This window comes from Psychrobacter sp. PAMC 21119 (assembly GCF_000247495.1).
GTDB classification, from domain to species: domain Bacteria; phylum Pseudomonadota; class Gammaproteobacteria; order Pseudomonadales; family Moraxellaceae; genus Psychrobacter; species Psychrobacter glaciei.
In genome coordinates, this window is the sequence record NZ_AHVZ01000017.1 from 224,436 (window position 1) to 237,322 (window position 12,887).

Consider the following 12,887-nt stretch of genomic DNA (forward strand, 5'->3'; position numbering starts at 1 on the left):
AGTAAATAGGTAAGGATAGCCCTAAGCGTACTCTAATTGCCCAGCACCATTATTATGCTTAAAATCAATCGGACTGATCTTCAGAAATATCGAGTTTTTTCATGCGATAGCGTAAAGAGCGAAACGTCGTTCCTAACAGTTCAGCAGCTTGGGTTTTGTTCCAGCCTGTTTGTTTAAGTGCAGTAATAATCAGATTTTTTTCTTGCTCTTGCAGATAGTGTTCTAGACCTTTGGCAGGCAACAACTGGCTTTGAAAGTCCTCTTTTGACCCTGTTTGCTCGTCATGACTGGTTGTTAATTCCTGCTCTATAGAAGAAATGGGGCTACGATCAGGCTCGACGCTATCGGCCATCGACCGCTGAATCGTGGAAGGGTAGTGCTGCGTAATTGTACGATATGGATGTAGATTGGTCGTTGCTTGCTCAGATTGCTTCACCGTCGAGGTTTGACCAATTTCTTCTTTGTTAATCACGGATGTGATTGCTGTTTGGTCGTCTTCTTTATAATTAGATGGGTTGGGAGTGGGCGCTTTATGACTGGTTGCATCGGTATTTTGACTTTGTTGAGTATTAATCTCTTGATGAGTATCAAGCTCTGCTAGACCCAGATGACTGACGTCAATGGTGTACGTTTCCGCCAATGTCACGGCACGTTCGAGTAAGTTGCGCAGCTCACGAACATTACCAGCAAAATCATGATGCTGCAAGCGCTGGCAAGCCGCTGCTGTCAATGAGGGCGGGGTGTCCAACTGCCACTCTTTTGCGATCAGTGCTAAAAAATGCTTGGCTAAGACAGGAATATCATCACGCCGAGCATTAAGCGTGGGCAGTTTTAGTTCAATCACATTGATACGGTAATACAAATCTTGCCGAAACATGCCGCTTTGTACCAGCTGGTTCAAGTCTTTATGGGTCGCGGATAAGATACGGATATCGACAGGCAGCTCTTTGGTATCACCGATAGCACGCACGGTTTTTTCTTGAATGGCGCGTAGTAATTTGACTTGCATTGCCAAGGGCAAATCTGCCACTTCATCCAAAAACAAAGTCCCACCGTTGGCTTGTTGGAACAGACCTTGCTTATCAGCGACCGCTCCCGTAAAGCTGCCTTTTTTATGACCAAAAAATTCCGACTCCATCAGCTCGGAAGGGATTGCTCCGCAGTTCACCGGTACAAAACTGCCATCTCGACGTGGGCTTAAATCATGAATCAGCTTGGCAACCACCTCTTTACCTGTTCCGGACGCACCCGATAAAAAAACTGGCGCTTGTGAGCGTGCCAATTTTAAAATGGTGTTTTTAAGGGGATGCATGACGGCAGAATCACCGATTAAACGGCTATCCAACATCTGTTGCTCGGGTGAACATTCAGGCGCGGCTTCTGCTTCGTTATTTTGGTGAATAACCTTGAGCGCATTTTCAACCAACTGGCGTAAGCGTGGCAGCTCAAGCGGTTTATTAACGAAGTCAAAAGCACCCAGCTTTAACGCTTCAATAGCCAAATCCATACTACCATGGGCAGTAATCACGGCGATCGGTGTACTGGAGCTGTTACTGATGTCCTTGACCAGCTCTAGACCTGAGCCATCGGGTAACTTAAGATCCGTCAGACAAAAGTCATAGTCGTTTTGCTGCCAGTAGGCGCGTGCTTGCGATAATGTATAAGCCACATCGCTTTTGATGCCCATCTTGGTTAGGGTGATTTGCATCAAGCGGCACAAATCTACTTCATCATCAACGACTAGCGCGGTTACTGTCATACGTTATCTCATTGTGTTCGATGGCTAAAAATTTAAAAATAGGGTTCAATCTGTCTTATCTAGGGCGTGTCATCATTTAGATTGTGAGGCTTAAAATGAGGAAAATTGCAGCCAAACAAGGAAGAAATTGCCGTAAATATGAACATATTGACAAGATTTCTGACGATGTTTGGCTAAATTTAGCCATTTTAAGACCACTAAATGTATCCATGTACTAATTGATGACACGCCCTAGTAAGGGTGATAATCAACGTGTTTTTATCAAACAACCCTTCTCTTTTATAGAAGCTACTGGTCTTGAGTAAGCCGTTTATCAGCATCGTGACCATCGGTGTCGATAGCAGGGGCAATCAAGCGAAAGCAAGTCTTTTGGTGTTCAGGAATATAGAGTAAACGGGCTTGATTGGCTTCACAGAACGCCTGCGATAAATACAATCCTAAACCCGTTCCAGCTTCGTCAGTGGTAAAGAATGGATTGAATAAATGCTGTAAATCATTGCCACTAACGCCCAATCCATCATCTAAAATATCAATTATAACATCGTTATCAGCACAGTAAATCTCGATTTCCACAAAAGCATGAGGGTGAGCGTAGCTACTATGACGCAGACCGTTATTGATCAAATTGATTAATACTTGTTCCAATTGATGCATGTCGAACGAGATGGTGGGATTGGTGTATACACGCAAAAAAATGTCATGGTCTCGAAAATAATTGTCCAAAAACAGTGGTAGCCAATCAGCCAATAGAATTGATTGCTGACGGGCTACCTGCTGGCGCGACAGTTTTAAGATATCTTCAATAATACGGTTTACGCGTTTGGTTTGCGAAAATATCATTTCATACAGTTCGTGATTGCCCGTCATATAAGTATTTGCAGGCTCTGTCATCGCTGTTGTGTGGTCGGTAGTAGAACTGATAGTACTATGCTCTGCTGCCTTGTTTCTCTCACTTTCTACGGCATCTTCCATCAATAGTTGACTGGCCTGTGAGATAGTGGCAAGCGGATTTCTGATTTCATGGGCAATACTGGCGGTCAATTGCCCAAGCGATGCCAGCTTTAACTGTTGAGCGCTGGCTTGCTCACGGCGCAAATCTTCTAGCATGATCAGCTTGCTATTATCTTTTAGGGGGATGATTTGTACCCGTAGCTTACCGACGACAGAGGCATTTGCTACCGCAGGTAATTCATAAACAAAGCTGCGTGACAGCCCTTCAGAGACGGACAAGCAAGCATCAATAAGTTGTAGATGTTGTTCTTTGAGCTGCTGTTGAAAGTCGGCGAGGAGGGTAGCTTCGAGGTTGTTTTGCTCATATCTTAAATGACTGGACGCATCAATCATGGACGCTAGCGGAGGGTGAGGGATACTGAGTAGCTGATGAGCCGCTAGGTTTGCCAGCACAATATACTGTCTGTCAATCACGATGACCCCATTGACCATTTGGGTAATGACTTCTTGATTGATCACGTTCAGTCGTTCGACTTCTTTGGCCTGATTTTCAGCGACTTGCTCGACTTGTACTAAGCGCTGGGAAATGGACCAGCTCAAAACCCCTACCGCCAAAAAGCTTGCTGACATCAGCAGGGCATCGCCTAAATTGGCCAAACTCATGCTATTGGCAATGGCATAAAAAAACTGCTGATAGATCACGAAAATAATAGCAAGCAAAGTGATAATAAGTGCTTGCGAGCCGTACAGTAGCATGAAGCTGGCCGCGACGACGACCATATAAAGCATGGTGAGCTGTAAGTCAGGCGCACCATTGGTATAAAGCAAAAGGCTCAAGATAATGACGTCTAATGCCAATCCACAAGCCAGCTGCCGCCGCAGATTCTTAGTCACCACATAAAACAAGCCAAGCAAAATTAAACTGATAATGACGTAGAAACTAAGCGCTGTTTGCTGCAATAAGCTTGGTAATAATGAGCCACTATCAGATTTGACGGTCACATACACCATCAACATAAAGAATACGCTAACGATAAATCGATAACTGCTATAGATCAGTCCCAATCTCCGTAACTGTGGTAGAGGCAGCGTCTCATCTTGCTGTAGGTAATTGGTGATGGCAGAGACGGCTCTGAGCGCAAGTTTCATAAATTGACCGTAATAAAAAAGGTATGAAGGGGGTTACGGTTGAATGAGACCATGACGGATAGCCAGATGAGTCAATTTCACGTCACTATCGACGCCGACTTTTTCATAAATGCGATAGCGATAAGTATTGATGGTTTTGACACTCACGAACAATTGATCAGCGATTTGCTGCGGGCTTTGGCAGTTGACCACCATCATGGCTACTTGCTTTTCGCGGTCACTTAATAAGTCAAAAGGTGAGTTGGCGTTATCTGACAAGAGAACATCAGCCAACTGCTCAGCGACATCTTGGCTAAAGTAACGACCGCCTTGATAGATTTTTTTGACCGCTCGTATCATCTCATCAAGCGGCGTACCTTTAGTAATATAACCATTGACGCCCGCTTTGATCAGCATGGATGGATACGGTTGCGCCGACATGCTACTGACGGCCAAGATTTTGATACCCAGATCGAGCTGAATCAAGCGCTTGGTTGCTTCAAGCCCGCCGATATTGGGCATATTAACGTCCAGTAAAATCACATCAGGGCGCAGCTGTTTGGCCAGTTTAATCGCCATGTCGCCGCTGTCAGCTTCACCGATGACTTCGATATCAGCACTGTCTGCCAACATACGGCTGATACCCATCCGCACCAAATCATGATCATCTACTACCAATACTCGAATCATAGTTGTACTCTTTGCTGTCTATCAAAATGAAGGTTGCATTATGAACGTTAAACTATCTGAACCAATCTGTATATCTATTAACCACAACAATGATTTTTATTATTTTACAATAGAATGATATCGCACTGATGTGATGACTACTACTCTCATCATATATTGCTATAGTGTTAATTAATATTGCTAAAATCTAATTTAAATGTAGCAAAATTTGAAGCAGGTTAAAAAATACTCATCTAACTGATTTAGTACATTAAACTTAAATGCAAACCATGATACACTAAAAATACAAAAACTCTATGTGAGTACCTACAAACACAACCACAAACGCTACGTACGTTGTTGCTATTAATTAGTATGTAACTGATTCGCTAATTAACAGCATCGCGACAGCAGGGGGAAGAATGAAGCACTTACCATTAACCAAACAGCAGTTAGTTGCTGCCATGATTTCATTGAGTTTAGGCAGTATTGCACAAGCTGCACTTACAATTAATGGTAGCGCTGATGCTGGATCGAGTGCTCGTATGAGTTGGGGCGGTGCTGATAGCTTGTCCGAAGCGCGCAATATCATGTACAAGTCTAACGGCTCGGCCATCAAAAAAGTCGATAATGGGTATGGCACTACCAATATTACCAACAGCAACACCAGTAGTTTTGGTAGTAGTAATAACAGCTTCAATAACACCAACAGCTATAACACTACTTATCGTGGGAGCTTTGGCAGCAGTAGTATGATTCCGATCAGCACCGACTCTCGTAGTGTGGCGGTGATCGATGCCGAAACTGGTGAATCTATTTACGAGAAAAACGCTGATGTTGCCCGTCCTATGGCGAGTATTACTAAGGTAATGACGGCAATGGTGGTGTTGGATGCAGGTCTCGATATGAGAGAAGAGATCACCCTCGATCCTGAAGATTTCGTCGGTCCTAAGCGTGCAAGTTCGCGGTTAAAATCAGGCGATCGTTTGAACCGTGCTGAAATGCTGTTAATGGCATTAATGAAATCTGAAAACCCTGCTGCCAAAAGCCTAGCGCGTAACTATCCAGGTGGCTATGATGCCTTTATACGAGCGATGAACCGTAAGTCACAAGAGCTTGGTATGACGACAGCTTATTTCGGTGATCCAACGGGTCTCGATAAACGTAACGTTGCTTCATCAAATGACTTGGTAAAAATGGTTCGTGCTGCTGGTAACTACGATGTGATTCGTCGTTTCTCCACGACTAAGAGCTATGACTTTTACGTGGCCAATTATTCAGCCGGTAACCGTACCTATAAAGCCAACAACACCAGCAGTCTAGTACGTTCAGGCGATTATCCAATCGGCATCTCAAAAACCGGTTTTATTAATGAAGCAGGTCGTTGTGTGGTAATGGAAACACGTGTGAATAACCGTCCTGCGATCATTGTCATCTTAGGGGCGAACAGCTCAGCCACGCGTTGGGGTGATGCTAAGAACATTTTAAACAGTTTGGCAACTCGCCGTACAGTGTAAGCGGATGGGTTTAGTAGGTATAAAAAGGCTGTTATGTAATATAACGGCTTTTTTATTGTGTTGAATTTTTGTCTCCATTATTTTTAAAATAAGAACACGCCCTAGGAAAAACCATATGACTCAAGCATCGACTACTACACTAGCCCCAAAGTTATATTTGCTGACCAATGATGATGAATTCGCGCTGCTATACCGCAAATTAGAGACCGCGTTTGCCACAGGGTGTATTGCCTTATTGCAAATCCGCCGTAAGCAAACATTGACGTTAAGCAATGGCGCATCCAAGCTCTATGACGAAGCTCTACAAATAATTCGCTTGGCAAAGACATACAATGTCCCAGTTGTCATCAATGATGATATTCAGCTGGCCGCAAAGCTTGGTGTTGGGGTTCATTTGGGGCAAGAAGATGGTGATATCAGAGAGGCCAAGCAATGTCTATTATCGAATCAGATTATTGGCCGCACTTGTCATGGTGATGTGGCGCTGGTAAAAGAAGCGCAGGATGATGGTGCCAGTTATGCCGCGATGGGCGCAGTATTTGCGTCTACAACCAAGCCTAATGCGGATGTCATCTCGCGCCGAGAGCTTGTCGATGGGTGTCAGCAAGGTATTGAGTTATGTGTGATAGGCGGTCTAACGGCAGAAAACGTTATTGAGCTGGCAGGTTTGCCGATTGCTTATGTGGCAGTAGTTGGGGATATTATGGATTTGCCAGAATACCAAATAGCCGAGCGCTGTGAGCAATGGCAGCAGGCGCTTGGTACGTGGCAGACGCCTGCTTTATAACTGATTTCTAAATTTGAAATCGATGTTTCAAAATAAAATCGATATTTCAAAATATAAGTGCATTGTATAAATGAATCGTTATTCTGCATGTTCCATACATAAGGTGGCGTAGGGCAGTGCTTCCAAGCGTTTTTCTTCAATCAGTTTGCCACATACCTCACATTCACCATAAGTCCCATTTTCAATACGGCTCAACGCATTCTCAACATAGCTTAGGCTTTGTCGTGCTTCACCCATGAGGTTTTTACGCATATCATTTTGACGATAAGAGATGGCTTGATCTTCCCAATGCTCATTGAGGTCATCTTGTGGGTTTTGAATATGATCTTCGGTTTTATCGATTCGAGTTTCATACTCGTCTTTTAGCTTTAATAAAGTCTGTTTGGCAGTGGCTAGATCGATACTCATAGTATTCTCCTAATGGGTTATTTTTATTGTTGAACTTAATTATTATCATTGATAGGCGCTGTATCGTAAATAGGCGCTATACCGCAAAAGCTTATGTTTATCATAAGTACCAATGCCATCATAAACAGCCTGATTGTTGAGTACCACCACGAAATGTTACTGATTTTTATAAAAATTAAGTAAGTTTGCCTTATTTTTAACCTGCTTAGTAAAATTTAATCATAGGTTCTTTATGAGCGCTTGCTAGAAAACTGCTAGAATACACCGCCTCAGATTCTTGCTAGATCAGTCTCATGAGACCATTAGTAAGAATAATTGGTTAAATAGTTTGATAACTGTCATTCAGTGATATTTAGCATTGAGTGATATTTAGTAAAAAGCCACACCGTAGATTAACAATAGATGATGCATAGGAGCAGGTAATGAATTTTTTGCGTATGAGTGAGCTAAACTTAACGGACAAAGTGGTATTGATTCGAGAAGACTTGAATGTACCTATTAGAGACGGTAAGGTCACGAGTGATGCGCGCCTGCAGGCCAGCTTGCCTACCATCAAAATGGCACTAGAGAAAGGCGCTGCCGTTATTGTGTGTTCACACTTGGGACGTCCAACTGAAGGCAATCCTGAGGCCATATATTCTCTAGCACCTGTCGCTGACTATTTAAGCGACAAATTGGCAGCTACAGTTAGTTTAAACAATGACTATCTGACTGAAGGCGTTGCAATTAAAGCAGGTGAAGTGGTACTACTAGAAAACGTGCGCTTTAATACGGGTGAGAAGAAAAATAATGCAGATTTAGCACAGAAATATGCATCGCTATGTGATGTGTTTGTGATGGATGCTTTTGGCACTGCGCACCGTGCGCAAGCCTCAACTGAGGGTGTCACTCAGGCCATGCGTCAAGCAGATAAAACAGTGTGTGCAGGGCCACTATTAGCCGCTGAGCTTGATGCCTTGAGCCTAGCGCTTGAAACCCCAGCGCAGCCAATGCTCGCTATTGTTGGTGGCTCAAAAGTCTCTACAAAATTACAAGTTTTGCACAGCTTGGCAGAAGTATGCACGCAAATAATCGTTGGTGGCGGTATCGCGAATACCTTCCTAGCCGCGCAAGGTCACAGTGTCGGTGCTTCGCTATATGAAGCGGACTTGGTTGAGACCGCTCGTGAGATTATGACTAAAACTGAGATTTTACTGCCTGAGTATGTGGTGGTTGCCGATAAAAATGAGATCGATTTCGCTGACTTTACAGGCTCCTTACAAAAAGCCACTGCGACTACGAAGTCGGTTGATGCGATTGGTGATAATGACATGATATTGGACATCGCTCCAGAAAGCGCCAAGCAACTGGCTGATGCTATTACCAATGCAAAGACTATTTTGTGGAATGGGCCAGTGGGTGTTTTTGAAGTCGATGCTTTCGGCCAAGGCACTCAAATCGTGGCAAATGCGGTCAAAAACAGTCAAGGTTTTTCGATTGCTGGTGGCGGCGATACTTTAGCAGCGATCGATAAATATCAAGTTGCAGATGGCGTGAGCTACATGTCAACAGGTGGCGGTGCATTTTTAGAGTTTGTAGAAGGCAAAGTGCTGCCAGCTGTTGCCGCACTGCAAATAGAAGCGCGATAATTTAACCAACTTTCAGCAGTTCAGTAACATTAGGCGTACAACTTACCGCAATCATCTAAGGTAGGCTATAAAAATAATATGGTGACTGGCTCTCTTACCTTGTTAATTTGACAGCTATGAGTGCAATTGGTCATCAATTATTATCAAGTAGTAATTATTTGTTTTTATACTGAAAATTATTATTGCATGTCTTATTTACTGCCTATAGAATAGCGCAACCATGTATTTTGACATGCTTTATTTACGAGAGGTTTATTATGTTAAAACGTCATTTGTTACTTGCTAGCGTACTTGCTGGTACTTTTGCAATCACTGCATGTAGCCAAGAAACACAAGATAAAACAGAAGCTGCTGCTGATTCTGCTGCTGAAGACACTGCTGCTAACGCTGACGCTGCTGCTGCTGAAACAGAAGCTGCTGCTGCTGAAGCTGAAGTTGCCGCACAAAATGCTGGTACCGAAGTTGCTGAAGGCGCTGACACTGCTGGTGTTGCCGCTGCAAATGCACTAGAAAACACGGGTGAAGCGGTTGTGGTCGGCGCAAATGAAGCCGTTGCCAATACTGCTGAAGTGGTTGCCGATGGCGCATCTGCTGTTGAAAATAAAGCCAGTGAAAACGCAGTAGAAGCAGAGCAACAGTACTAAGAATCGTACTGAGCAAGTCAGTTATTGATTCGGTGACGTGCTATCGATTGATAGAACGAGGCACTGAATGAGTAGCGAGCATTGATAATTGCTTTAATTGATAGTTGCTTTATAAGCCCTCAAAATACTAGAAAAGCCTTGGTGATTACCAAGGCTTTTTGCGTTGTGTGTCAGTGTTATAGTTGATAATAATTAAACTCACGTGAAGAGACGTGTAGACTGACAAATAGTCGGGCAACTGCTACGAAGACGGAACAATTTTTGCTATAATCACCGCGTAGCGTTCATACCCAAAATATTTTGGGCGTTTATTACTTTCTATGCCGTTAGTATGGTCTTCTGCACATTGGGATGATCGTTATAAAGCTTTTTTAAATACTATTCAAAATCTAATCAGAGAGCGTCTTATGGCCCTAATATCCTTACGTCAACTTCTAGATCATGCCGCTGAACACAGCTATGGTGTTCCTGCCTATAACGTCAATAATTTAGAGCAAATGCGTGCAATCATGATGGCTGCGGATGCTTGTGACTCACCTGTCATCGTACAAGCCAGCGCAGGCGCACGTAACTATGCAGGGTCAGCATTTTTGCGTCATTTGATCATTGCCGCCATCGAAGAATGGCCACATATTCCAGTAGTAATGCATCAAGATCATGGTATGTCACCAGCGATTTGCCAACGTTCAATTCAGCTGGGTTTTTCATCAGTGATGATGGACGGCTCGCTTGGCGAAGATGGCAAAACGCCAATGGACTACGATTACAATGCTAGCGTGACTCGTGAAGTGGTCAAAATGGCACATGCTTGCGGTGTTTCTGTAGAAGGCGAAATCGGTTGTTTAGGTAGTCTTGAGACTGGTATGGCAGGCGAAGAAGATGGCTCTGGTGCTGAAGGCGTATTGGATCATGAGCAACTATTGACTAGTGCTGACGAAGCCGAGCAATTTGTGAAAGACACCAATGTTGACGCGCTAGCCATTGCTATTGGTACTAGCCATGGCGCTTATAAATTTACGCGTCCACCTACAGGTGACATCTTATCTATTGAGCGCGTAAAAGAGATTCATGCTCGTATTCCTAACACGCATTTGGTGATGCATGGTTCATCATCAGTGCCACAAGAATGGCTAAAAATCATCAATGAGAATGGTGGTGATATCGGCGAAACTTATGGTGTGCCAGTTGAGCAGATCGTCGAAGCGATCAAGCACGGGGTACGTAAAGTCAATATCGATACCGATTTACGCTTGGCCTCAACAGGTGCTATCCGCAAATTTCTTGCAGAAAATCCGAGCGAGTTTGATCCACGTAAATACTTCAAAGCATCTATGGTCGCAATGTCAGACATCTGCACCAATCGTTTTGAAGCTTTTGGTTCTGCTGGTCAAGCACATAAAATTCGTCCAACGAGCCTTGAAGGTATGGTGAATTTTTACCAGTAAGGCTATTTTTTTGAACAAGCGTCGCAGACAGAAAATGGTAGCTGATGTTATTTATATAATAGCCCATATAAGAGGTAGTAAGTGATGATTGGATTGATTACCGGACAAGTGCAATACTTAATGGCACCAACCGCCTGTATCATGACGACCTCTGGTGTGGGTTATGATATTGAGCTGCCATTGCCTTCATTTTGTCAGCTACATCTCAATGAGCAGGCAAGCATTTGGACGCATTTCCATGTGCGTGAAGATGCGCAGCTGCTCTATGGTTTCATTGACCGTAAAGAGCGTGATGTCTTTCGTCAGTTGATTAAAATCAACGGTGTTGGGGCAAAAATGGCACTAGCGATGCTGTCTGCAATGTCAGCAGCTGAGCTAAAAATGCACGTCGAGCAAGACTCTGAAACCGCATTAACTCGTATTCCAGGTATTGGAAAAAAGACTGCGCAACGGTTATTAATTGAGCTAAAAGATAAGCTAAAAAATATCGAAGTGGATAATAGTAATTTAGAGTTTGCTATGCAGCCAGCTGAGATTTCTGCCGAAGACAATATCATCGCCGAAGTAGAAGGCGCTCTGATTAGTTTGGGTTATAAAGAAAAAGAAGCTCAGCAAGCCATCAAAGCTGCCAAAAGTAACGGTGACATTTTTGCAGATACACAAGGATTGTTAAAAGCCACATTACAGCAGCTATCAACGTTTAAGTAGTTTTTACTCCTACTGCTATTAATGGTTACATCAGTCAGTATCAAACAAATAAGCGACATTAATTGTCGCTTATTTTCGTTTTGGTATATAACTGTTGATGTTTTGCATGACTTATAGGTGGCGTTTGGTTATGCTATTTATTACCTAATTTTTTAATATAATGATAAAAACTATGATGCAAGATCGTTTGATTAATCCGTTAGAAGGCGCAGGGGATGCGCCTGATTCCAATATTCGACCAGCACTGTTGGCTGAATATATCGGTCAGCCGGTGGTGCGTGAGCAGATGGAAGTATTTATTGGCGCGGCACGCGGTCGTGGCGAGCCATTGGATCATACGCTCATTTTTGGTCCACCAGGGTTGGGTAAAACAACGCTTGCCAATATCATTGCTCGTGAAATGGGCGGTAACTTACGCTCGACCTCAGGGCCTGTCCTCGAGCGTCCAGGTGATTTGGCAGCCATGCTGACCAATTTGGAGGAGGGTGACGTACTATTTATTGATGAGATTCACCGTCTGAGTTCAGTCATTGAAGAAATACTTTACCCAGCCATGGAAGATTTTCAGCTAGATATTATGATCGGTGAAGGGCCAGCTGCACGTTCTATCAAGCTTGATTTACCACCGTTTACCTTGGTTGCGGCAACGACCAGAGCAGGATTATTGACCTCACCACTACGTGATCGCTTTGGCATTGTACAGCGGCTAGAGTTTTACAATATCGCTGATCTGACCACGATTGTTAGCCGTGCCGCCCGCTTGATGCGTGTGCCTATGAGTGAGGATGGTGCGGTGGAGATTGCACGCCGTGCCCGAGGCACACCAAGGATTGCCAATCGGTTACTACGCCGTGTACGCGATTATGCGGAGGTCAGAGGCGATGGCAGTATCAATGGTGCGATTGCGGGTAGTGCGCTAGATATGCTGGCAGTGGATAGACGTGGTCTCGATCATTTAGACAGACGGTATATTGAAATATTGCATGAGCGTTTTGATGGTGGTCCTGCAGGTGTTGAGGCGGTAGCAGCAGCTATGGCAGAGGATCGCGGTACACTTGAGGACGTGATTGAGCCATACTTAATTCAGCAAGGCTATGTGTTGCGTACGGCACGTGGTCGTGTATTGACTCAAATGGCGATTGACCAAATGTTATAGTAATCAGTATTTAGCATAAAAAATGCGCCTGCTTTTAATGAGAAGCAGGCGCATTTTTTTGTTTAAGTCTCGAGTTGCGGGGCTTTT

Annotated in this window: 11 protein-coding genes; 7 read left to right on the plus strand and 4 right to left on the minus strand. The window is 43.8% G+C overall.

Annotated elements, in window-relative coordinates:
• Positions 1-64: 64 nt before the first annotated feature.
• From RH96_RS07360 to RH96_RS07370, 3 genes are all read right to left on the minus strand, one after another.
• Positions 65-1,759 (minus strand): sigma-54-dependent transcriptional regulator, encoded by a 1,695-nt coding sequence (locus RH96_RS07360; RefSeq protein ID WP_010199280.1) that lies wholly within the window; start codon positions 1,757-1,759, stop codon positions 65-67.
• Positions 1,760-2,047: 288 nt separating this feature from the next.
• The gene (locus RH96_RS07365; protein ID WP_010199281.1) at positions 2,048-3,859 is read right to left on the minus strand and encodes a sensor histidine kinase; all 1,812 of its coding nucleotides are present in this window, start codon (positions 3,857-3,859) and stop codon (positions 2,048-2,050) included.
• A gap of 33 nt (positions 3,860-3,892) precedes the next feature.
• Positions 3,893-4,528 carry a response regulator gene (locus tag RH96_RS07370; RefSeq protein ID WP_010199282.1) on the minus strand — a complete coding sequence of 212 codons (636 nt, stop codon included), beginning with the start codon at positions 4,526-4,528 and terminating at the stop codon, positions 3,893-3,895.
• A 401-nt stretch (positions 4,529-4,929) separates the two neighbouring features.
• Between RH96_RS07370 and RH96_RS07375 the strand changes: the two genes are divergently transcribed.
• Together RH96_RS07375 and RH96_RS07380 are read left to right on the plus strand one after the other, a co-directional pair.
• On the plus strand, positions 4,930-6,024 hold the full coding sequence (locus tag RH96_RS07375; RefSeq protein WP_010199283.1) for a serine hydrolase: 1,095 nt from the start codon (positions 4,930-4,932) through the stop codon (positions 6,022-6,024).
• A gap of 115 nt (positions 6,025-6,139) precedes the next feature.
• Positions 6,140-6,811: a thiamine phosphate synthase gene (locus tag RH96_RS07380; protein WP_010199284.1), complete on the plus strand. Its 672-nt coding sequence runs from the start codon at positions 6,140-6,142 to the stop codon at positions 6,809-6,811.
• Positions 6,812-6,889: 78 nt separating this feature from the next.
• Here RH96_RS07380 and RH96_RS07385 read toward each other — a convergent pair whose 3' ends face one another.
• Complete coding sequence (locus tag RH96_RS07385; RefSeq protein WP_010199286.1) at positions 6,890-7,219, minus strand: TraR/DksA family transcriptional regulator; 330 nt, start codon at positions 7,217-7,219, stop codon at positions 6,890-6,892.
• Positions 7,220-7,641: 422 nt separating this feature from the next.
• Between RH96_RS07385 and RH96_RS07390 the strand changes: the two genes are divergently transcribed.
• From RH96_RS07390 to ruvB, 5 genes are all read left to right on the plus strand, one after another.
• On the plus strand, positions 7,642-8,847 hold the full coding sequence (locus RH96_RS07390; protein ID WP_010199289.1) for a phosphoglycerate kinase: 1,206 nt from the start codon (positions 7,642-7,644) through the stop codon (positions 8,845-8,847).
• Between the two features lie 257 nt (positions 8,848-9,104).
• Entirely contained in the window at positions 9,105-9,491 is a 387-nt protein-coding gene (locus tag RH96_RS07395) for a hypothetical protein (protein WP_010199292.1), read from the plus strand.
• A gap of 407 nt (positions 9,492-9,898) precedes the next feature.
• Entirely contained in the window at positions 9,899-10,936 is a 1,038-nt protein-coding gene (gene fba, locus RH96_RS07400; RefSeq protein WP_010199294.1) for a class II fructose-bisphosphate aldolase, read from the plus strand.
• An 84-nt stretch (positions 10,937-11,020) separates the two neighbouring features.
• Positions 11,021-11,644: a Holliday junction branch migration protein RuvA gene (gene ruvA / locus RH96_RS07405; protein ID WP_010199297.1), complete on the plus strand. Its 624-nt coding sequence runs from the start codon at positions 11,021-11,023 to the stop codon at positions 11,642-11,644.
• 175 nt (positions 11,645-11,819) lie between these two features.
• Positions 11,820-12,800 (plus strand): Holliday junction branch migration DNA helicase RuvB, encoded by a 981-nt coding sequence (gene ruvB, locus RH96_RS07410; RefSeq protein WP_026037210.1) that lies wholly within the window; start codon positions 11,820-11,822, stop codon positions 12,798-12,800.
• Positions 12,801-12,887: the final 87 nt, after the last annotated feature.

Bases quoted from the DNA above. Each gene is read 5' to 3' on its own strand.
- RH96_RS07360 (WP_010199280.1), bottom strand. From the start codon at position 1,759: ATGACAGTAACCGCGCTAGTCGTTGATGATGAAGTAGATTTGTGCCGC.
- RH96_RS07365 (WP_010199281.1), bottom strand. From the start codon at position 3,859: ATGAAACTTGCGCTCAGAGCCGTCTCTGCCATCACCAATTACCTACAG.
- RH96_RS07370 (WP_010199282.1), bottom strand. From the start codon at position 4,528: ATGATTCGAGTATTGGTAGTAGATGATCATGATTTGGTGCGGATGGGT.
- RH96_RS07375 (WP_010199283.1), top strand. From the start codon at position 4,930: ATGAAGCACTTACCATTAACCAAACAGCAGTTAGTTGCTGCCATGATT.
- RH96_RS07380 (WP_010199284.1), top strand. From the start codon at position 6,140: ATGACTCAAGCATCGACTACTACACTAGCCCCAAAGTTATATTTGCTG.
- RH96_RS07385 (WP_010199286.1), bottom strand. From the start codon at position 7,219: ATGAGTATCGATCTAGCCACTGCCAAACAGACTTTATTAAAGCTAAAA.
- RH96_RS07390 (WP_010199289.1), top strand. From the start codon at position 7,642: ATGAATTTTTTGCGTATGAGTGAGCTAAACTTAACGGACAAAGTGGTA.
- RH96_RS07395 (WP_010199292.1), top strand. From the start codon at position 9,105: ATGTTAAAACGTCATTTGTTACTTGCTAGCGTACTTGCTGGTACTTTT.
- fba (WP_010199294.1), top strand. From the start codon at position 9,899: ATGGCCCTAATATCCTTACGTCAACTTCTAGATCATGCCGCTGAACAC.
- ruvA (WP_010199297.1), top strand. From the start codon at position 11,021: ATGATTGGATTGATTACCGGACAAGTGCAATACTTAATGGCACCAACC.
- ruvB (WP_026037210.1), top strand. From the start codon at position 11,820: ATGCAAGATCGTTTGATTAATCCGTTAGAAGGCGCAGGGGATGCGCCT.